This is a genomic window from Paraburkholderia solisilvae (genome assembly GCF_902859875.1).
Lineage (GTDB): Bacteria > Pseudomonadota > Gammaproteobacteria > Burkholderiales > Burkholderiaceae > Paraburkholderia > Paraburkholderia solisilvae.
The window spans coordinates 88,606-108,084 of sequence record NZ_CADIKF010000001.1; the positions used below are offsets into that span (position 1 = coordinate 88,606).

Sequence of the window (19,479 nt, forward strand, 5' to 3'; positions counted from 1 at the left end):
GTCGCATGGGGTGGACGCAGAAATCGTGTAACGCGGTGTAATGAGTAAAGACGGATTGAACGGGCGCGACGGCGCCGTGCCGTCCCGGTTGAACGGCACGGCGGGCGTGCCGCGGTTTGACCGCGCGTGGAGAAGGGCGGCGCCGTGCGCCGCTTTCATTTAGAACCGGTGGCGAATGCCGGTCGCAACGAGCACCTGGTTGCGATTGCTGGATGGGTCGTTGGTGTTGATCACCGCGAGGCCGTTTTCCGATGCGCGCTGGTAGATCGCTTCCGCATAGACGTCGGTGCGTTTGGACAACTGATACACAGCTTGCAGCGCGCCCTGATGCCAGTGCGTCGACGATGCGTCCGTGTACACGTACATGCCGGCCAGCGCGATGGTGGGCGTGACGGACCAGATCGCGCTGATTTCATAGTTGCTGAACGCGATGGAAGGCAACGCGGCGCCGCTATCGGTATCGGCCACGCCGGTATAGATTGCGCGCGACCACGCGCCGGCGAGCGTGACGTCGCCGATCACATAGCTCGCGCCCGCGGCGATGGTGTCCTGCTTTTGCGCGCTTGCGTCGACGACCGGTTGGTCGACGCCCGGAAGCGATGCCGCTTCGAATGCGCCGTTTTCGGTGAGGCCGCGCCCGTTGTTATGCATCCACGACGCACCGGCGCTGAATGGGCCGTTCGCGTAATTCGCGCCGATACCGTATGCGCGATTTTGCGCGAAGCGCCCGGCGGCGTTGGAGAACGCATACATGCCGCCAAAGCTGAACCCGCCATAAGATGCGCTCGCATACTTGACCGAGTTGGCCGCGAGGTACGAGTTGTTGGCGTTGTCGTTATCGAATGGATGCGCGAAGGCGGTGCCGCCGGTGCCACCGGTCAGCGTAAAGGGCGCGAAGTAATCGTGCACCAGGTCGTATTGATGACCGAGCGTCAATGTGCCGAACGGGTTGGATTGGAGTCCGACGTAGGCTGGATGGTCGTTGAATTGTTCACCGGAGCTCACCGAGTAGCCGCGCTCGAGGCGAAAGAGCGCCTGCGTGCCGTCGCCGAGCGCTTCGGTGCCTTGCAGACCCCAGAAGCTGCCGTCGATGAGCCCGGAGGTTGCGCGGTATTGCGTGTGTCCGTTCACGTTGCTGACGTACGCAAGGCCGGCGTCGAGTTCACCGTAAAGCGTGACGCTTTGCGCGCCGGCTGTGGTGCTTTGAGTCGCGATGTAGGCTCCCGCGAGAGAGCAGCAGAGCAATCGGTTCATGTCGGTGAGAGCGCTAGGTCAACTGGACGGACGAGTACGGCCATTTCCCGCGCGTTGTATTGCGAGGGAGCGGGTGGGTCGCACAGGCCACCACGAGGTGCGGGAGTCGTGATCAGCCGACTGGACTGATTGAAATGCTGTTCGGGCAGATTGCCGGGCCCGGGCTTGGGCCTTGCCGCCGGCCGGAATGGAGAGTGAGATTCATGAGCGGCTCCGTGGGGTTTCGCGCCCCGGTTGGTCCGATACAGGAACGAAGCAAGGTCTGGCTCCTGACTCGACGGCGTCGCAATAGCGATTCAGGCACGACGCAATGAGGCAGATACAGTGGCGCGACCGCGCCGGGCTCACACCGGCTTCCGGGCTTCGTTCAGCGGATGATGCTGTGTTGAGTGCGATTGCTGACGGCTTTGCAATTGGTTGAAAGCATAACGGAAGAAAGGGGATTGTCCAAGCGGTGTTGCGGCCTGGCGTCACGTCGTAGTTCTGGTTCGCCAGCGGCGCACCGCGCGTCCGAGCAGCCATAGGGCGATTCCGGTGAGGGTCCATGAGAGGCAGGCGACGATTAGCGTTGCCATGACCTCCGCGTCGTCCGTATTGTTCTCTGGTCCGATTCCAACGACGCGTAACACGAACATCGTCGAATAGAAAAGCCAGTTGGGCATCGGGGCGGGCCATTCCAGGTAGACGTTGGCGGCGACTCCTCCGACGAGGTAGGTGAGTGTGACGAAAGTGAGGGCACGCAGTGTTCTTTTCATTGGACCACCACCGTTCCGTACGCCTTATCGTTCGTACCGGGTACAGGAACATCGGGTGGCCGCGATCTGATATGACGTTCGAGCCTATCAAACTCCTCGCGTGACTTCACAGTGATACAGCCTTTGCTAACCCGTCTCTGACCTTCCGGGTGTAAACGGAATTCCCCCCGTTTGACACCATTGATAAAGGTTGAGTCGCCTGTTCGCTCATTCCAGAGCATGAACCACTTCGAGCGGTCGGTCGTGACGACGTTCATTTCCGAAAGCCAGTCATGAAGCCACCCGAAGCGCCCACCTGAACGCCTGTCAAGCAGATAATATTTTCCCGGAGGGAGCGGCCCGATATCGGGAATGGCCACCGCTCGCGGGTCATCGATGGCATCCATCTGCCCCGAGTACGCCGCAACGCTCCCAAACCCCGAACAATAAAGCGTCGACGTCGACTGGCCGTTCAACCTGAACGTGCACTGTACAGACATGGCTCACCCCGCCTGGACGGTGCGCCACGTATCGGCAAACAGCAGATTGCCGTCGTGATAGTTCCACGTTATTTCGCCATACCGCAGTTCGACAATTTCGAAGTGGTTGCGGTGCACATGTTCCTGCTCCTTGATGTTTTTCAGCCTCGGCGCGATTGACGCGAGCTTCACGTTTTTCATCGACATCGTGAAGTAGTTCTCCTCCTGTCCGGCGTCGTTTGTCCGATACCACCGGAGCACCGCGCTATTGAGCGTGTTTCCGCGCACGATGGCTTGATAAAGCAGCGGCGATGACCGGTCTATTTCCTTTTCGAAAGTCATCGACCGATGCGAGTGCGTGCCCATGAGCTTGCCGGTGTGATGATCGACGGGTGCGTCCACGCCGTGCGTCAAGCTCAGTACTTCAATGCTTCCCTCTCGTCCGGATACTTCGCTGCCGCCGCGAATCGGCGTGTCTCCATCATCGGTAAGCCAGAGGTGCAAGGGAGTCCCCATCGTTACTGTTCTCCTGTCTGATGCCGGTTGAAATCAGTAGTACCGGCGCCGACTTTTAGCATGCGTCCTGGCGCGCGATGTAAAAAACTGTCGCAAGCTTGAATCGCCTGTCGTCAGATGCATGGAGAACGGAGAGGGGCGGTCGCTGCCGCGCCGTTTGCAGCCGCGACAAGGGTCCACGTTTGCAACGCGGATTGCGCAGGCGCAGGCAGGCGTAATGAGGGAGCGTCGGCTAAAGAGGGGAGACGCCCATCGCTTGCCCATGCAAGCGAGGGCGCTTGTTCATCGATATACGTGCAGCGACGGCAAGCCCACGTCGGGTCGAGCCGTTTATTGAACGAAACAGCCGCAAAGGCTCAATTCGTCGAAATCACAATCGCCACGCGGCGATTCTGCGCCCGGCCTTCGGCCGTGCCATTGTCCGCGACCGGATGCGATTTGCCCTCGCCGATCGATGTGAGGCCATCGCGCGCCATGCCCGCGCCGACCAGCGCATCGGTCACCGCGTTCGCTCGTTGTTGGGACAACCGTTCGTTATGGGCGTCGCTGCCCGTTGAATCGGTGTAACCGTAAATGCGCACCGTCGACAGGCCGACCTTGAGCAGCGTCGACGCGACATGCGAAATGACATCGCGTGCGGCAGGTTGAATCTCGGACTTGTCGGTCTCGAACAGCACCTTGTCGCTGATGCCGAATTCCCAGCCCTCGTCGGTTTCGTGAAAGCCCGCTTCCTTTAGCGCCGCGATCTGCGCGGCGGTCAAGCCGTGCTTCGGCGGCGTGCTCTGGCATCCGGCCAGCAGCGCGAGCACCAGCAGCAAGCCCGCCGTCAGAACCGCCAGATACCCGCTTGCTATGTTTCTGCTTCTACCGCGTGTTCCATCAACGATGCATTCCACTTCAATCCCCATTTGCGTGTGTCACTGCGAGTTGCTGTTTTCTCTTGCTATCTGCCAGGCGCGATTGCCGGTACGCTTGGCCTCGTACATCGCGGTATCCGCCATACGCAGCAAGCTTGCGACGTCATGTGCATGCAGCGGGAACAGCGCAATACCGATGCTGACCGAGGTCGTCACTTCACGGCCGCCTGGTAGGGTTATCGGCGCGAGCATCGATTCACTTAATGCCTGCGCAACGCGGGTTGCATTTTCCTCGCGGTCGAGGCCGGGTAGCAGCGCGACAAATTCGTCGCCGCCGAGGCGTGCGACCAGATCGTCTTTTCGCAGCGTAGCGCGCAGCCGGGATGCAATCGTCACGAGCACCGCATCGCCGGCATCATGGCCGAGCGTATCGTTGATTTCCTTGAAGCGGTCACTGTCGATATACAGCAGACCCACCGCCGTACCCAGCGCGCGCGCGTCGCGGAGGGCCTGCTCGAGACGCGACTCGAAGTGCGCGCGGTTGGGCAGGCCGGTCAGACGGTCGTGATTGGCCTGGTGGCTGAGCGTCGCGTTCTGCTCGCGCAACGAATGCTGCCAGACTTCGAATTCGTCGAGCAGCGCGTTGAAGTCGTCGCCCAGTTCGTGCAGCTCCGCAATCGGTGTGGCCTCCACGCGCCGGCTGAACGCGCGGTCGCGGCGCACCGCATGCGCAACTTCGGCAAGCGCCCGCAAGGGCTCGACAATGTCGCGATGCATTTGCCGTGCGATCAGCGTCCCCGCGCCGAGAATGATGATGAGACAGACCAGCACCCCGCCGATTCCGCCGATGAGGAAGATCGCGAACTGATGTCCGCGTCCGCGCACGCGAATTCTCGCGAGCACCTTGCCGTCGTGCGTCACCGGCACGCTCACGCCGCCGGGCAGCGCGAGGTCCGCAACACGGTGTACCCAGCGTGAAAGCGGTCCGTCGCCCGTACGTTGCCAATTTGCAAAGATTGCGCCGTGCGTGTCGATAATGCGCACGTCGGCAATATCCTCATTGCCGGCAATCTGCGCAATCGCGTCCTGAGCCGCGGGTTTGTCGTTGAATACGACCGCTGCCTCCACCGTATAAGCGATCGAACGCGCCAGCAGTGTCAGATTGTCGTTCGCGTAGGCGCGCAGTACGGTCCACGCGACGAAAACGATGCACACGGCCGCGAGCGCCACGGCCGAAACCGCGAGCCGCATATAGGTTCGACGCAGCACGCGCTCGAGCGAAGGGCGCGGCGCGACAACGGGGTGCGCCTGCGCATAGCGCGTAACGATGCGTGGCTTCATGGTGTGCTCCGTTTGCGCGCGAGCTCCAGCACTTTCGGGCTCACACGCACACCGCTGCGTGCCACGCTGTCCAGATTCATATCGAACTTGACGCGATTTCTATCGGCGCTCAGGCAAAACATCGCGCCGAGCGTACACGTACTGTCGTTGTCACTGATGGTAAGAATCGGGTGCCCCGCGCGGTTTGTGTCGACTTGCCGGCGCTCGGCCTCCGACAGCTTGCCCATATACAGCGCGTCGCATGCGCTGCCGAGCGCCGGGTCGTCTGCCGAAACATTGCGCGTGACCACGTCCGGCGCCGGCGGCGAAAGCGGCGCTGCGCCGCTTTCGAGTGCGAATCGTGTGCTGCCCACGATGCATAACCGAACCGGATTCGGCGGGGCCGGCCAATGCGTGAAGCTGATAATGCCGAGCACGACTTGCCGGGCGGCGGAGTCCTGCTCGAGCGGCGACCCATTGGACACCGTACTTTGCGCATGGCTCGGGATGGCGAAGATGGACATAAGCAGGCTGCTCATCCAGGCGCTGGCTTTGCCACTGAGCTTTGCGCGTGCGATGGTACGTTCTTTCTCTCTCTGCACAATATGTCGTCGTGGCCTGGATGCCGCAGCCGTTCAGCAGCGGAACAGTAGGTCGTACCACACCAGGCGCCGTCCGGAGATCGGCCAGGCGTGGAGGTCGACGTGATAACGATCAGGCTCGTGCGCTTCCCCTGAGTGAAGCGTACGAGCCTGCTTGAACAGCCTCGCGCGAAGTACGCCGGGCATGTCGCGCCACGGCGATACGGCTTTATTGCGCGATATTGATACATCCATATGCCAAGCCATTGTTCCGGCCAGTCGTGAGCGTGGCAACGCTTTTAAAGCGGCAAACGACTATGCGGATTTTTTGGTCTGGACATCCGATGCGGCAGCGGCGTGCGCAATTTTGCCATGCATTCTGGCACGCTTGCGACCAGTATGCTCAAAGGGTGTCGAGACGTTGTCGTGTGGATGAGGGGCGAAGCCCGCTTCGCGCTGAACGGTATTGCCCAATAATTGGGCCTGGCCTTAAAGGAATGAGCAAATGCGGGCGTCTTAGGCAGGGTTGTCTGGAATCGTTAAACGATTCGCCGTGACTCAGAGCAGGCTCTGCAGCTTGACGATGTTGTCCATTAGCGTTCCGCGCGTAATGTCTGCGCCGCGCGGCCGCCGACGTGTCCGGCGCCGACGATCGCCATCGAACGCCCGGATGCCATGGCTTCAGACCTCGATCAGAATACGGCCGTCTGCCACCTTCGCCGGATAGGTCTTCAGTTTTTCGCAGACCGGCGCGCACAGCGGCCGGCCATCACGGATGTCGAAACGGCCGTTGTGCTTCGGGCATTCGATCACATGGCCCATCACGAACCCGTCGCTCAGATGCACATGTTCGTGCGTGCAGAGTCCGTCGCTCGCATACACGTGGCCGTCGACGCGATAGATCGCGTACGTGTGTCCAGCATGATCGAAGCGCATCACGTCTTCGTCTTCGATATCGTCGAGTGCCGCTGCATCGAGCCACTGCGTCATGGATGTCTCCCGGGTTGTGTATTGGCGGATCGGATCAGGCGCGCGCGGCTGTGTCCGGCACCGGCCGGTCCACGGCATACGAAGGGTCGCGCGTTTGCCGTACCAGTGCCGGAATGATCTCCGCGTAGGCCGCAATGGTGCTGCGATACGGCGGCGGCATGTCCGCTTTCACGGTCTCGTGCAATTGCGGCAACGCATGAAACGGCACCATCGGAAACATGTGATGTTCGACGTGGTAGTTCATGTTCCAGTAAAGAAAGCGGAACACCGGATTCATCCGCACGGTGCGGCAGTTGCGTCGATGGTCGAGCACGTTCTCGGGCATGCCCGCGTGCTGCGTAAGACCGAAATACAGGTACAGCCATCCGCCATACAAGCTTGGCAGCCCGATATAGAGCAGCGGCAACAGCGTGCGGAAATACGCGCACGCGGCAATCGCGACCACGTAGATGGATAGCGTCATACGCGCTTCGCGGATCACCTTCGGCCGTTCGGAGGGCGGAACAAAGGTCTCTTCCGCGGCGCCGATGCGGCCGAATGCGGCGCCGATCATCTTCGGCAATTCATTGGCGACATGCTTGATCGCCAATACGCTGAGCGCGAGCCCGAGCCAGTCGGTGGGTTTTTGCGCGGCGATTTCCGGATCGCGCCCGACGATCAGCGTATCCGTATGATGGCGCGCGTGACTCCAGCGCCACACCGTGGCTCGCCGGAATATCTGAAACGAAGCCATTTGATAGAGCACGTCGTTCATCCAGCGTGTCCTGAATGCGGTGCCGTGTCCGCACTCGTGCCAGCGCGAATCCGCCGGGCTGCAATAGAGCGTGCCGTACAGCCAGAAGGCGGGAATCGCCCACAGCGAATGCGCGTGCCACGCGAACCACGCGGCAACGCCGCTCGCGACGATCGCCGCATACCAGATCAGCGTGTCGCGTATCGCGCGTGCATCGCTGCGCTGCATCAATTGTTTCATCACCGCGCGCGGCACCGGGCACTTGTACCAGTCGGCATTGACGAGGCCCGCCGCCCTCGCGCGTTCGCCGGCGCCGCCGACAAGCCGGTACGCGTCGTGCCGCGCCGTGCGGGACGTTGCGTGCGCATCGGTCTCGCCATTCGTCTCCGTGTGGGCCACGTGTGTCTCCTTGGGCTCTTTTGAATCGCCGTTGCATTCGCGCGCCGTGCAGCGCGCGGGGCGTGTGATCACCATAATTGACGGCCTCATCCCGCTCAACTGAAAGATTGACGAAATTTCGTCAATCTTCTAGCGTACGAAACAGTGCGTCGCCGGGAGCGACGGGCAAGGAGACGATGTGTCCAGCGAAACCGCGCCGCGATGGCGCAAGCGCACCGCGCGCTTCGTTGAAATTGCCGAGCGGGCCGGCGTCAGTACGGCCACCGTCGACCGGGTGTTGAACGAGCGGGGCAGCGTCTCGCCGAAAACGCGCGAGCGGGTCGTCGTCGCGGCGCGCGAACTGGCGCTGCCGCGCCTGCTGCCGGATACGCAGCACGGCCTGATTCATATCGACATTCTCCTGCCCGATAGCGATGCGCCGTTTTTTCGCCGTCTGCGTGACGCAGTGCAGCGTTCGATGCAAATGCTTGACAGGCGTGTCGTCGTGCATCGCACGCTGATGTCCGCAGCCGACGAAGCGCGTCTGCCGAAAACGCTTGCGCAGGCGGGCTACCGGCGCGCGGCGCTGATCGTCACGACGCACGATACGCCGCCCGTGCGCGCCGCACTCGCGGCGGCCATTGCACGCGGCGAAGCGGTGATCACCATGGTCACGGACGTCGGCGGCATCGAGCGTCTGCATTACGCGGGTATCGACAACCTGCGTGCCGGCCGTACGGCCGGCTACTTCATCGGACGCCTCGCGCGTCAGCCAGGCAGGGTGTTGCTGCTGCCGGCCCGGCTCGATTACCGCGCCCATGTCGATCGTGTCGAAGGCTGCCGCGCGCAACTTGCCGGGCGGTTTACGCAACTGACGTGCGAGATCGCCGCGGACCAGACCCTCGACCAGGACGATCGCAGCTTTCGTGCCGTGAGTGCCGCGCTCAAACGAGGCGGGCTGGTCGGCATCTATAACACCGGCTACGGCTCCGCGGGCATCGACGCTGCGTTACACAAGTTCGACGTTGCGGGCAAGGTCGTATGGGTCGGGCATGAGATGCTCGACCAGCATCGTGCTTTTATCGATGCGGGCGTGATGGATATCGTCATCGACCAGGACCCGGACGGGCAGGTGATCTCGGCACTGCAACACGTGTTGCATGCGTGTGCAATGGTGCACGAGGCGCCGCACGCCGAGCCTGTGGAGTTCAGGGTGTTCTGTTCGGCGAACGTCAGGGAGAGCGGGTATCTGGGCGGATAAATCGAAGGTCTGGTGACCGCGGCGTTCTAAAGAGCCCGTCTGTCGACGCCGCGCACGAGGTCAAGGTGCGACTGCGACGCCGCGAGCGCGGCGCCCCGTCCGGACCAGCCATGCAAAGACTTATGCCGGTGTATCTTCAGCAGAATCCGCATTTCGCTTGATGCGCGCTTAGTGGTGCTCGAAAAGTTTGAGCTGGCCGCTTTTGTACATTTGCCGCACCTTCGTGTGGAGCGACGCTTTCGGCGTCTTCTGGCATTCGGCGACCAATGCGGCGACCGGCGTCGCGGTATCGACCGTCATCGTGTCGGTTTCGGTGACGCCGAGTCTGTCGACGCCTGCGAGATAGTAGACGACCGCGGGACGGTAGGCTTCATCCACCGCGATGAAATCTTCGCATTTCATCTTTGTCGGATTGGTCTTTTGGGCGTTTTGCGCGAATGCGGGCATGGCCGCCACCGCACCGAGCAGGCAGGCGACAATTGCTTTGCGGTTCATCTGGTACTCCCGGAATGAGTCGGGCAGCAACCGGTGCTGGCTACGACCCGCCACGGTTGAACACCCTGGGTTGGACACAAGGGGGTGACTTCGGCTCTTGCACGTCGAGCGTAGATCGGGCGCCACGCGCACTGAATTGCCATCGTGCAGTATTGACGCGGCCGCTGATAAAACAATTGGACTTTGGTCCCATATCGCGTCAGCCTTGTGCGAAATGCGAGGGTTTAAGTTTGTCGAGCACGTTGCGGTATCCCGACGTCTGCTAAACGCATGCCCGGCAGCGGGCGATATGCGCGTTAGCGCACAGAGCGATCGGGCGAACGACACTATGCTCTTTCGATAGCCGGAACACCGCGTCCAATCCGAAGCACCACGCTGCACCTGTTATTACGGTGATCGCCTATGCGAAGCCAGGTCATCAGGTATGCGCTGATTCTCGCGTGCGGGTGTCTGCCTGCTGTCGATGCGTGTGCGGCCGATGTGATCGGCATCGTGAAGACCGTCAAGGGCGCCGTGCATATCGAACGGGGCGGAAAAAATCTGGACGCGGCCGTCGGCAGCGAGGTGTACAGCGGCGACCGCATTGTCACAGGAGCCGATTCTTCCGTCGGCATTACCTTGCACGACAACACGCTGCTTTCAGAGGGCGCCGGCTCGACGCTCGAACTCAACAACTTCGCGTTCAATACGACCACCTATGAAGGCGCGCTCGATGCAACGATCAAGCGCGGTTCGCTAGCGGTGGTCGACGGCAAGATCGCCAGGAACAATCCCGCCGCGGTGCGTTACAGCACGCCGACCACGACGCTTGGCGTACGCGGCACGGAATTTATCATCGAAGTCGGCGGCGAAGGGGAGGGGGCGCGTTGAAGGCCGCGACTTCGCGACGCTGGCTTCCGTTCAATGCGACCGTTGCGGTGCTGCTTTTGCTGTCCGCCTGCAGCACGCCGCGCGACAAGATCACCTTATTGCCGAACCCGGACGGCAGCGCCGGATCGGTCGTGGTACGCAGCGCGACGCAGACGCAAGTGCTGGACAAGCCTTACGCAAGCGTCGACGTCGCACAGGGCGGTGCGATTCAGGCATCGATGGACAGTCCGGCGACCGTGCAGGCACACTATGCGCAACTGCTTGCTGCACAGCCGCCGCGGCCGGCTACGTTCACGATCAACTTCCTGTTCGACTCGGCAACCGATCTCGCGCCCGAGTCATCCGCGACGGTCGCGAAGCTGAAGACGACCCTGGCGACGTGGCCTGCGCCGCATCTTACGGTAGTCGGTCATACCGATATGGCAGGCTCGCAGGAATTCAATGACAAGCTGTCGATGCGGCGCGCGCAGACCGTGGCGGCGTTTCTCGTCAAATCGGGCATTCCTGCGCAGCAAATCGAGACCGCGGGCCGGGGCAAACGCGAGCCGCTCGTGCGCACGCCGGACGGCGTTCCGAACCAGGCGAACCGGCGCGTGGTGATCACCATTCAATAGTGAACAGTGCGCGCATGCTCCTTTGGAGCCCGCGCCCGACATCGATCTGCTCTGGCTGACATGAAACGCTTGCGCGACTCATGGCTTACCTTTGTGAAGAAATTGCCGAGGGCGTACAGCGGGCGTCCGATGGCGTTCGCCGTGCTGCTTGGCTTGAGCGCGCTCAACTTCTGCAGCGAGTGGCCTCAAGGTATTCCGCGGCCAGCGTGGATCGACACCTATGACCGGATCTTGCCGGACTCGTTTGGCTCGGCGCGGCAGCTTCTGTTCGATCACTTTCAGCGCTGGTTTCCGCGTGTGCCGGCTTCACAGCCGGTCATCATCGTCGCGATCGACGACAAGACGCTTGCCGCGGCCGGTCAATGGCCGTGGCCGCGCAACCGGCTGGCGAACCTGATCGACGCGATCGCCGCGCAAAAGCCGCTCGCGATCGGTCTCGACATCTATATGCCGGAGGCCGATCAAACGTCGCCCGACAAGGTCGCCGGGAATCTGCCCGCGTCGGCGGCCGCGCTTGCGGCCGGCTTGCGCGCGCTGCCGAGCCACGAGGCGATACTGGCGCGATCGCTGCGCGCGGCGCCATCCGTGCTGGGCGCAGCGGCGTCCGCGCACGCCACGGCGGACACGAGCACCGATTTGCGCAGTGCACCGATTCTCGTGCACGGCACCGATCCGCTCGAGAGCGTGCTGCGCTTCGACTATGTGCTCGCGAGCCTGCCCGAATTGCAGGCCGCGGCGCACGGTCAGGCGATGCTGAACGTGGCGCTCGAACAGGGAACGGTCCGGCGGGTTCCGTTGATCATGGGCCTTGGCAACAAGCTCGTGCCCGGCATGCCGGTGGAAATGCTGCGCGTCGCGACCGCTTCGCCGTTGGTCGAAGTGTTCGCGTATCCATCGGGCGTGCAGGCGGTCGGCGTGGCGGACGTGCAGGTGCCCACGCAGCCCAATGGCGAAATATGGCTGCACTTCGCGTCGATCCGCGCGACGCAGAACCGCTATGTGTCCGCCGTCGATGTGATGCAACGCAAGGCCGGTGCGGAGCGCATGCGCAACAAACTGGTGCTGGTCGGCCTCACGGGCACGGGCCTCACCGACATACGCGCGACGCCGCTGGGCGAACTGGTGCCGGGTATCGAAGTTCAGGCTCAGGTCATCGAGACGATCTTCGACGGACGTTTCCTGCAGCGCCCGGCCTGGCTGAAACTGGGCGAAAGCCTGTTTATCATCGCGTTCGGGATGCTGATTATCTGGTACGTGCCGCGCACCGATTCGCGGCTTGCGGTATTCATTCGGGCGGTCCCGAAGTCGTCGGCCATTCTCGGCATTGCGCTGAATCTGCTGTTGCTGCTGAGTTGCGTGCTGGTGTTCAGGTACTTTGGCTTGCTTATCGATGCGGCTTCGATTTTTATCATCGAGTCTGTCGTGATGGGCTCGTTTTTCTCGACCGCGTTGCTCGAAGACGAAGCACAAAAGAGACAGGATGCGGCGCGCGAGCAGGTGCGTAACAGCGGGAAGACCGGCGCCGGGAAGGTATTCGACGGCGCATTGGCGCGCTGGAAACGCATACATCGAAGTTCGAAATAATGTGGGTTCTCGCGAACCGCGCCATGCAAAGCGGCTTGCCTGCGGCCGTTCGGCCTATCATTCGGGATCGTTCACGCGTATTCAAGGCTTGAGCATCCATGAATCCATCGGCACAGATCGATCAACTGATCGCAGGTATCGCGGACTGGCGCGGTAAGACATTGGCCGGCATTCGCAAGTGCATTCTCGCGGCGGACGACGGCATCGTCGAGGAGTGGAAATGGATGGGCAGCCCGGTGTGGTCGCGTGACGGCATGATCGCGGTTGCCAACGCGCATAAGGGGAAGGTCAAGCTGACCTTTGCGCACGGCGCGCATCTGCCGGACCCGGAGAAGATTTTCAATGCCGGCCTCGAAGGCAATGCGAGACGCGCAATCGATTTTTTCGAAGGCGAGGCAATCAACGAGCGCGCGCTCAAGCAACTCGTTCGCGCCGCCATCGAGTACAACCGGACGAAGCTCAAGAAGAATGCCCGCGCGGACACGCATTCGAAAGCGCATAAAAGTAAAACGGCCTGAAGCGGCAGCGGGCTCCTGGTGATTGCCCTGGTCCGGCGTGCAGCGCCCTTGGAATTCTGCTGCCTGCGAATTACAGTTCAGCGAACCATGTAGTCGAACAAGGATCGGCATATCGGATGTTGCCCGAATGCCGGCGCCCGCTGTCCGGGTGCATATTGTGTGTCTGGCTGTCACCACTCCAGGGGATGTCAATGGCCGCTACGCAATCAGGGGTACCGAATCTTTCCGACGAAGAAGCACGGCGCCAGTTGCGACGCGCGGTGATCGCCAGCACGATCGGTACGACGATCGAATGGTACGACTTCTTTCTCTATAGCACGGTGACCGGTTTGGTCTTCGCGAAGCTGTATTTCCCGCAGTCCGATCCGCTCGTCGGCACACTCCAGGCCTTTCTGATCTACGCGGTCGGCTTTCTTGCAAGGCCGGTTGGCGCGGCGATCTTCGGTCACTATGGCGATCGCATTGGCCGCAAGGCCACGCTCATTGTCACCCTGCTGCTGATGGGCCTCGCGACGTTCGCCGTGGCCTTCGTGCCGACCTATGCGTCGATCGGCATCTGGGGGGCGGTGCTTCTCACCGTGCTGCGCTTTATTCAAGGGGTGGGCGTCGGCGGCGAATGGGGCGGCTCGGTGCTGATGTCGATGGAGTGGGCGCGTACGGACAAGCATCGTGGGTTCATTGCCGCGTGGCCGCAGTTCGGCGTGCCGGCGGGGCTCTTTATAGCCAACCTCGCGGTACTCGTGACCAGTCAGATCTCCGGCAGCAGTTTTCTCACCTGGGGCTGGCGCGTGCCGTTCGTGCTGAGCATCGTACTGGTCGCAATCGGCCTCTATATCCGCCTGAATATTCTCGAGACGCCGACCTTCGCGCGTCTGCTTGCCGAGCAGAAGATCGAAAAGACGCCGACGCTCGAAGTGATTCGCCGGCAGCCCAAGGACATTCTTCTTTCGGCGTTGGCTCGCATGGCTGAACAGGCGCCGTTCTATATCTATACGGCGTTTGTCTTTACGTACGGCGTGACGAATCTCGGCGTGTCGCGCGATCTTCTGTTGACGGCGGTGCTGGTTGCTTCAATGCTGGAATTCATCACGATTCCGCTATTCGGTCATATCTCCGATCTGATCGGGCGGCGCAAGATGTACATCATCGGCTCGATCGCCGTCGGTATTTTCGGCTTTATCTACTTTGCGCTGGTCGATACGCGCGACCCGGTGTGGATCTTTGTCGCGATCGTGCTTTCGCTGGTGCCGCATGCGATGCTGTACGGTCCGCAGGCCGCGTTTATCGCCGAGTCGTTTACCGGGCGCCTGCGTTATAGCGGCGCATCGCTTGGCTACCAGTTGGCTTCGATCATCGCCGGCGGCCCGGCGCCGCTTATCGCGACCGCGCTTTTTGCGTACTACCATTCGGGTTACGCGATCGCGTGTTACGTGTTCGCATGCGCGGTGCTGAGCGTGATCGCCGCGTCGCTGCTGGGCGATTACACGAACAAGGACATTTCGCGGGAGTACGACGAAGCGCACCCGCTTGCGGACCACGGGCACGCGCCTCCGGCGCGGTGAGCGGTAAGTCGGGCGGGCGCTCCGATTCTCCCGATGGGCGCCCGCTCGTGGCCGAGTCGATTCGCTCGACACTCATGTCAACTTTAGCGTCACCACGCCAAGCAGAATGATGATTGCCGCGACCGGGCGGCTATAACCGTAGCGCTCTTTCAGAACGAATACGGAAATCGCGGTGCCAAAGAGAATCGCCGATTCCCGTAACGCGGCAACCATCGCGATCGGAGCGCGCGTCATCGCCCAAAGCACGAGCGCATAGCCGGCGAGCGAGCAAGCGCCGCCGATCAGCATCAGCAGCCAGCGATCGCGAAGATGTCTTTGCGCGGCCGCACGGCGGCGTACGAACGCCCAGCCCAGAATGGGCAACGCGGTTAGCGCGAACATCCACATCGTGTACGACGCCACATGCGCGGACAATCGCGCGCCGGTTCCGTCGACCAGCGTATAGAGCGCAATGAGAATGGCGTTGGCGAGCGCAATGCGCGTCGTGTGAGCGGTGTTGACACCCGCGCGAGTAAAAAGCAGCAGACACAGGATGCCGCCGCATATCAGCAGCACGCCAACCCATTCGCCTGTTGTCAGCCGTTCTCCGATCAGCGGGCCGCTCGCCAGCGCGACGATGAGCGGCGGGGCGCCTCGCATCAGCGGGTACGCATGACTCATGTCGCCGCTGCGATACGCGGCGCCGATCAGCAGAAAGTACGCAACGTGGATAACCGCGGATGCCGCGATATAAGGCCAGCTGCTCGCGTCCGGCAGCCCGACGAATGGCAGTACGACGGCGCAGATCACCGCCGCGCTGCCGGAGACGAACACGATATCGAGGAATTTGTCCGGGCTCGACTTCACGAGCGCATTCCAGCTCGCGTGCAGGAACGCGGCGAAAAGCACGACAAGCATCACGCCGGTGGACATGGTTCGACGACTCCCATTCAAGTTATATTTGTAAGCAGCTTATCTATCTTGAAGTGCGCTGACAAACCAGATAAATTCGGCTATCGCGTCAATTAAACTATTCCGAATGAAACGGGCACTTCCTCCGCTCAACGCATTGCGCGCGTTCGAGGCTGCGGGCCGGCTCGGCAGTTTCAAGCATGCCGCCGCGGAATTGCATGTGACGCATGGCGCGGTGAGCCAGCACGTACGCGCGCTCGAAGACTGGCTGGGCGCGCCGCTATTCGAGCGGCACAACCGCCGCGTGGTGCTGACGCCGGCGGCGCATGCTTACCTCGAGGAAATCGGCCCGTTGTTCGAGCAGCTCGCGCAGGCCACATCGCGCTATGGCATTCCCGCCACGATTTCCCGCACGCTGTCGGTCAGCTCGATTGCCACTTTCACGCTGCGCTGGCTGGTGCCGAGACTGGCGAGATTCCATCTCGAGCATCCGGGCGTGGATGTCGAAGTGGAGACCTCGAACGTCCCGCTCGAGAGCCTGAAAGGAACACACGACGTGATTATTCGCGGCGGTCCGGATACGTTCTATGGCTATACGATGCGGCCTTTCCTTGCCGAAGAGCGCGTACCGGTCTGCAGTCCGGCGCTGCTCGAGCGCTTGCCGATCGAGGCGCCGGACGATCTGCGCCGCCATACGCTGCTGCATACGTCGAGTTTGCCGCGGCTCTGGCCGGACTGGCTGGCGAAGGTGAACCGGCCTTCATTGAGCCCGTCCGCCACGCTGACTTTCGACCATTTCTATCTGACTTTGCAGGCCGCGATCGACGGCATCGGTATTGCGATGGGACCGACTGCGCTGGTGGCGGACGATCTCGCCGCGGGCCGGCTGGTGATGCCGTTCGCCGAGCCTCGTCTGCCATCGCGCAGCTATTGCGCGTATGTTCCGCTGGAGAAGTCCGCGGACGAACTGGTCGTGCTGTTCTGCGCGTGGCTTGAACGGGAAGGGGCGCGCGGCAGAACGGACACTGCATCGTAACTGTCTGCTGACACGATGCTTGCGCAATGATCTGGATAGAGCGAGCGTCCCTCAAGACCGCTCCAGCGGAAACCCGCCGGCGAACGTCTCCCTCAGATACGCGACAAAAGCCGCCACTGCGCGCGGCACATTCGGTGCATACGGACGGACCACATACAACTGTTCGGCAAACGCGCCGAGCGGCCGCCAGTCCGGCAGCACGATTTCGAGCTTGCCCGCCTGTACCGCGTTTTGCGCGGTGAAATCGGGAACGAGCGCGATGCCGAGATCATCAAGCGCCGCATCGCGCAGCGCTTCACTGTTGTTGGCCGAAAACGCGCCGTTCACCGGCACGCTGACCGGCCCCGCCTGTGCCTTGCGCGCGGCTTTGTGCTCGAACGTCCAGACGGCGGAGCCGCCCGCGCGCGGATAGAACAGACACTCGTGCGCGGCGAGGTCGGCGGGCTGCGCGGGCCGGCCGCGGCGCTTCAGATACGCGCGCGTCGCCACCGCGACTGAATGGGTCTCGCAAAGCTTCCACGCGACATGGGTCTCCGGCGCCTGCGCGCTGTGCCGTATCGCGAGATCGAATCCTTCAGTCGCAATCGAGCTGAGCCGATCCGACACTTCGAGCTGCACCTTCACCTCCGGATTCGCGCGCAGAAAGTGCGACATCCGCGGCACGAGTTGCTGGCGGACGAACGCGACCGGCGCCGTCACGCGCACCAGCCCGCGCGCGACGCCGGCCAGTTCGCGAACCGTCGAAAAGACGTTCGCAATGTCGTCATAACGCGGCCGCGTGCTGTCCACGAGGCGCTGACCGGCTTCCGTGAACCGCACGCTGCGCGTGGTGCGCTGCACGAGCGGCACGCCCGCCGCGCGTTCGAGTTCGGCGATGCGCTGGCTCATTGCCGCCTTGCTGACGCCGAGGCGCGCGGCAGCGGCGGTGTACGAACCCTGTTCCGCGAGGACGGTGAGCCAGTGCAGGTGCGTCCAGAGGCCTTCGATCTTTTGGGTGTCCATGGATGGATTGTTCACCATAGAAAACAATAATTTCAATGTTACCGTCTTTGATTACATGCCGATGCTCCATACACTGGTGTCATAGCGATTTACCACCAAGGAACGGACATGCAAGCGTACACAGACACAGCGGACGTCACCCATTTCATTCACGGCGAAGCGGTGCGCGGCACAGGCGAGCGCACGCAGCCGATTTTCAACCCGGCGACGGGCGAACGGCCGCGCAAGCTGCTGCTGGGCGAAGCGGCGGACGTCGATGCGGCTGTCGCGAGCGCCAAGGCGGCTTTCCCGAAGTGGGCGAACACGCCGCCGATTCGCCGCGCGCGCGTGATGCTGCGCTTTCTCGAATTGATGAACCGGCACCACGACGAACTGGCCGCGATCATCACCGCCGAGCACGGCAAGGTGTTCTCGGACGCGCAAGGCGAAGTCGCGCGCGGCATCGACGTGATCGAATTCGCGTGCGGCATTCCGCAATTGCTGAAGGGCGACTATACGGAACAGGTGTCGACCGATATCGACAACTGGACCGTGCGGCAGCCGCTCGGTGTGGTCGCCGGCATCACGCCGTTCAACTTTCCGTGCATGGTGCCGTGCTGGATGTTCCCGGTCGCGATCGCGGCCGGCAACGCATTCGTGCTGAAGCCGAGCGAGCGCGATCCATCGGCGTCGCTATTCATGGCGAAGCTGCTGAAGGAAGCAGGCTTGCCCGATGGCATCTTCAATGTCGTGCAAGGCGACAAGACGGTGGTCGATGCATTGCTCGTGCATCCGGATGTGAAGGCGGTCAGCTTCGTCGGTTCGACGCCGATCGCGAACTACATCTATGAAACCGGTGCGAAGCACGGCAAGCGCGTGCAGGCGCTCGGCGGCGCGAAGAATCATCTGGTCGTGATGCCCGATGCGGATCTCGACAAGACCGTCGATGCGTTGATCGGCGCCGCTTACGGTTCGGCCGGCGAACGCTGCATGGCGATTTCGGTCGCGGTGCTGGTCGGCGATGTGGCCGACAGGATCATTCCGCGTCTTGCGCAGCGCGCACGCGACCTGGTTATCAGGAATGGCATGGAGTCCGATGCGGAGATGGGTCCGGTCGTTACGCGTCAGGCGCTGGAGCGCATCGAAAGCTATATCGCGCTTGGCGAACAGGAGGGCGCGAAGCTGGTGGTCGACGGCCGCGGTCTGAAGGTGAAAGGCCATGAAGACGGTTTCTTTACCGGCGGCACGCTGTTCGATCACGTGACGCCCGCTATGCGCATCTATAAGGAGGAAATCTTCGGGCCGGTGCTCGCGTGCGTGCGCGCGAAAGACTTCTCCGAAGCGGTCGATCTGATCAACGCGCACGAGTTCGGTAACGGCGTCGCGTGCTTTACGCGCGACGGGCATGTTGCGCGCGAATTCGCGCGCCGTATCGAAGTCGGCATGGTCGGCATCAACGTGCCGATTCCGGTGCCGATGGCGTGGCATGGCTTCGGCGGCTGGAAGCGCAGCCTGTTCGGCGATACGCATGCGTATGGCGAAGAGGGCGTGCGTTTCTATACAAAGCAGAAGTCGATCATGCAGCGCTGGCCTGACAGCATCGAAAAAGGCGCGGAGTTCGCGATGCCGACGGCGAAGTAACGCGAGGCAAATCACGCAATACCGGTGACGCTGTAAAGAACGCCGCGTGCATGCACGCGGCGTTTTCTATGGTGCGTCTGATCGTGCTTCGGTCTCGTGCGGTCTGTACTACCCTGGCGAGAGATCACCATGCTTGAATCCGGATTCAAACGAAGCTTGGCTTGTGCCATCCAACGAGGAGTCC

At 62.1% G+C, this 19,479-nt stretch carries 20 protein-coding genes and 1 riboswitch; of the genes, 8 read left to right on the forward strand and 12 right to left on the reverse strand.

All coding sequences use genetic code 11. The features are described 5' to 3' along the window. Positions 1-159: 159 nt before the first annotated feature. The 9 genes from HV675_RS00405 to HV675_RS00445 all read right to left on the reverse strand — a co-directional run bounded on the left by HV675_RS00405 (position 160) and on the right by HV675_RS00445 (position 7,938). On the reverse strand, positions 160-1,254 hold the full coding sequence (locus HV675_RS00405; protein ID WP_175108759.1) for a porin: 1,095 nt from the start codon (positions 1,252-1,254) through the stop codon (positions 160-162). A gap of 264 nt (positions 1,255-1,518) precedes the next feature. Beyond that, positions 1,519-1,612, reverse strand: a riboswitch (cobalamin riboswitch). 112 nt (positions 1,613-1,724) lie between these two features. Further along, positions 1,725-2,009, reverse strand: a complete 285-nt coding sequence (locus HV675_RS00410) for a hypothetical protein (protein ID WP_175108760.1) — start codon at positions 2,007-2,009, stop codon at positions 1,725-1,727. Further along, positions 2,006-2,488 (reverse strand): DUF2778 domain-containing protein, encoded by a 483-nt coding sequence (locus tag HV675_RS00415; protein ID WP_175108761.1) that lies wholly within the window; start codon positions 2,486-2,488, stop codon positions 2,006-2,008. The genes HV675_RS00410 and HV675_RS00415 overlap by 4 nt, the downstream gene beginning before the upstream one ends. A 3-nt stretch (positions 2,489-2,491) precedes the next feature. Next, positions 2,492-2,983 (reverse strand): type VI secretion system tube protein TssD, encoded by a 492-nt coding sequence (gene tssD / locus HV675_RS00420; protein ID WP_175108762.1) that lies wholly within the window; start codon positions 2,981-2,983, stop codon positions 2,492-2,494. Between the two features lie 356 nt (positions 2,984-3,339). Beyond that, entirely contained in the window at positions 3,340-3,879 is a 540-nt protein-coding gene (gene yfiB, locus HV675_RS00425; protein WP_246270023.1) for an outer membrane lipoprotein YfiB, read from the reverse strand. A gap of 21 nt (positions 3,880-3,900) precedes the next feature. Beyond that, a complete protein-coding gene (gene dgcN / locus HV675_RS00430) occupies positions 3,901-5,181 on the reverse strand; it encodes a diguanylate cyclase DgcN/YfiN (RefSeq protein ID WP_175108764.1) in 1,281 nt (426 codons plus the stop codon). Continuing rightward, positions 5,178-5,684 carry a regulatory sequestration protein YfiR gene (gene yfiR, locus HV675_RS00435; protein ID WP_175108765.1) on the reverse strand — a complete coding sequence of 169 codons (507 nt, stop codon included), beginning with the start codon at positions 5,682-5,684 and terminating at the stop codon, positions 5,178-5,180. Before yfiR ends, dgcN begins: the two co-directional genes overlap by 4 nt. 738 nt (positions 5,685-6,422) lie before the next feature. Next, the gene (locus HV675_RS00440) at positions 6,423-6,731 is read right to left on the reverse strand and encodes a non-heme iron oxygenase ferredoxin subunit (RefSeq protein ID WP_175108766.1); all 309 of its coding nucleotides are present in this window, start codon (positions 6,729-6,731) and stop codon (positions 6,423-6,425) included. A 34-nt stretch (positions 6,732-6,765) separates the two neighbouring features. Beyond that, complete coding sequence (locus HV675_RS00445; RefSeq protein ID WP_175108767.1) at positions 6,766-7,938, reverse strand: fatty acid desaturase family protein; 1,173 nt, start codon at positions 7,936-7,938, stop codon at positions 6,766-6,768. Between the two features lie 103 nt (positions 7,939-8,041). Here HV675_RS00445 and HV675_RS00450 point away from each other — a divergent pair, with 103 nt between their 5' ends. Continuing rightward, positions 8,042-9,103, forward strand: coding sequence for a LacI family DNA-binding transcriptional regulator (locus tag HV675_RS00450; RefSeq protein WP_175108768.1), 1,062 nt, complete (start codon positions 8,042-8,044; stop codon positions 9,101-9,103). A 168-nt stretch (positions 9,104-9,271) separates the two neighbouring features. On the opposite strand, the gene HV675_RS00455 is transcribed toward HV675_RS00450, so the two are convergent. After that, on the reverse strand, positions 9,272-9,598 hold the full coding sequence (locus HV675_RS00455) for an HdeA/HdeB family chaperone (RefSeq protein ID WP_175108769.1): 327 nt from the start codon (positions 9,596-9,598) through the stop codon (positions 9,272-9,274). A gap of 402 nt (positions 9,599-10,000) precedes the next feature. Here HV675_RS00455 and HV675_RS00460 point away from each other — a divergent pair, with 402 nt between their 5' ends. From HV675_RS00460 to HV675_RS00480, 5 genes are all read left to right on the forward strand, one after another. Beyond that, positions 10,001-10,468, forward strand: a complete 468-nt coding sequence (locus HV675_RS00460) for a FecR family protein (protein WP_175108770.1) — start codon at positions 10,001-10,003, stop codon at positions 10,466-10,468. Continuing rightward, entirely contained in the window at positions 10,465-11,082 is a 618-nt protein-coding gene (locus HV675_RS00465) for an OmpA family protein (RefSeq protein ID WP_175108771.1), read from the forward strand. The genes HV675_RS00460 and HV675_RS00465 overlap by 4 nt, the downstream gene beginning before the upstream one ends. 93 nt (positions 11,083-11,175) lie before the next feature. Further along, on the forward strand, positions 11,176-12,666 hold the full coding sequence (locus HV675_RS00470) for a CHASE2 domain-containing protein (RefSeq protein WP_246270027.1): 1,491 nt from the start codon (positions 11,176-11,178) through the stop codon (positions 12,664-12,666). A gap of 98 nt (positions 12,667-12,764) precedes the next feature. Continuing rightward, positions 12,765-13,184, forward strand: coding sequence for a DUF1801 domain-containing protein (locus tag HV675_RS00475; protein ID WP_175108773.1), 420 nt, complete (start codon positions 12,765-12,767; stop codon positions 13,182-13,184). A 191-nt stretch (positions 13,185-13,375) separates the two neighbouring features. Continuing rightward, on the forward strand, positions 13,376-14,746 hold the full coding sequence (locus HV675_RS00480; protein ID WP_175108774.1) for an MFS transporter: 1,371 nt from the start codon (positions 13,376-13,378) through the stop codon (positions 14,744-14,746). Between the two features lie 72 nt (positions 14,747-14,818). On the opposite strand, the gene HV675_RS00485 is transcribed toward HV675_RS00480, so the two are convergent. Further along, on the reverse strand, positions 14,819-15,658 hold the full coding sequence (locus tag HV675_RS00485) for a DMT family transporter (RefSeq protein ID WP_175108775.1): 840 nt from the start codon (positions 15,656-15,658) through the stop codon (positions 14,819-14,821). Positions 15,659-15,764: 106 nt separating this feature from the next. Here HV675_RS00485 and gcvA point away from each other — a divergent pair, with 106 nt between their 5' ends. Further along, positions 15,765-16,673 (forward strand): transcriptional regulator GcvA, encoded by a 909-nt coding sequence (gene gcvA / locus HV675_RS00490; protein ID WP_175108776.1) that lies wholly within the window; start codon positions 15,765-15,767, stop codon positions 16,671-16,673. 51 nt (positions 16,674-16,724) lie between these two features. Here gcvA and HV675_RS00495 read toward each other — a convergent pair whose 3' ends face one another. Further along, complete coding sequence (locus HV675_RS00495; RefSeq protein ID WP_175108777.1) at positions 16,725-17,675, reverse strand: LysR family transcriptional regulator; 951 nt, start codon at positions 17,673-17,675, stop codon at positions 16,725-16,727. 108 nt (positions 17,676-17,783) lie between these two features. Here HV675_RS00495 and HV675_RS00500 point away from each other — a divergent pair, with 108 nt between their 5' ends. Then, entirely contained in the window at positions 17,784-19,295 is a 1,512-nt protein-coding gene (locus tag HV675_RS00500; RefSeq protein ID WP_175108778.1) for a CoA-acylating methylmalonate-semialdehyde dehydrogenase, read from the forward strand. Positions 19,296-19,479: the final 184 nt, after the last annotated feature.

What these genes read in the sequence shown, in the direction of transcription:
- HV675_RS00405 (WP_175108759.1), bottom strand. Translation starts at nt 1,254, where the DNA reads ATGAACCGATTGCTCTGCTGCTCTCTCGCGGGAGCCTACATCGCGACT.
- HV675_RS00410 (WP_175108760.1), bottom strand. Translation starts at nt 2,009, where the DNA reads ATGAAAAGAACACTGCGTGCCCTCACTTTCGTCACACTCACCTACCTC.
- HV675_RS00415 (WP_175108761.1), bottom strand. Translation starts at nt 2,488, where the DNA reads ATGTCTGTACAGTGCACGTTCAGGTTGAACGGCCAGTCGACGTCGACG.
- tssD (WP_175108762.1), bottom strand. Translation starts at nt 2,983, where the DNA reads ATGGGGACTCCCTTGCACCTCTGGCTTACCGATGATGGAGACACGCCG.
- dgcN (WP_175108764.1), bottom strand. Translation starts at nt 5,181, where the DNA reads ATGAAGCCACGCATCGTTACGCGCTATGCGCAGGCGCACCCCGTTGTC.
- yfiR (WP_175108765.1), bottom strand. Translation starts at nt 5,684, where the DNA reads ATGTCCATCTTCGCCATCCCGAGCCATGCGCAAAGTACGGTGTCCAAT.
- HV675_RS00440 (WP_175108766.1), bottom strand. Translation starts at nt 6,731, where the DNA reads ATGACGCAGTGGCTCGATGCAGCGGCACTCGACGATATCGAAGACGAA.
- HV675_RS00445 (WP_175108767.1), bottom strand. Translation starts at nt 7,938, where the DNA reads ATGGTGATCACACGCCCCGCGCGCTGCACGGCGCGCGAATGCAACGGC.
- HV675_RS00455 (WP_175108769.1), bottom strand. Translation starts at nt 9,598, where the DNA reads ATGAACCGCAAAGCAATTGTCGCCTGCCTGCTCGGTGCGGTGGCGGCC.
- HV675_RS00460 (WP_175108770.1), top strand. Translation starts at nt 10,001, where the DNA reads ATGCGAAGCCAGGTCATCAGGTATGCGCTGATTCTCGCGTGCGGGTGT.
- HV675_RS00475 (WP_175108773.1), top strand. Translation starts at nt 12,765, where the DNA reads ATGAATCCATCGGCACAGATCGATCAACTGATCGCAGGTATCGCGGAC.
- HV675_RS00480 (WP_175108774.1), top strand. Translation starts at nt 13,376, where the DNA reads ATGGCCGCTACGCAATCAGGGGTACCGAATCTTTCCGACGAAGAAGCA.
- HV675_RS00485 (WP_175108775.1), bottom strand. Translation starts at nt 15,658, where the DNA reads ATGTCCACCGGCGTGATGCTTGTCGTGCTTTTCGCCGCGTTCCTGCAC.
- gcvA (WP_175108776.1), top strand. Translation starts at nt 15,765, where the DNA reads ATGAAACGGGCACTTCCTCCGCTCAACGCATTGCGCGCGTTCGAGGCT.
- HV675_RS00495 (WP_175108777.1), bottom strand. Translation starts at nt 17,675, where the DNA reads ATGGACACCCAAAAGATCGAAGGCCTCTGGACGCACCTGCACTGGCTC.
- HV675_RS00500 (WP_175108778.1), top strand. Translation starts at nt 17,784, where the DNA reads ATGCAAGCGTACACAGACACAGCGGACGTCACCCATTTCATTCACGGC.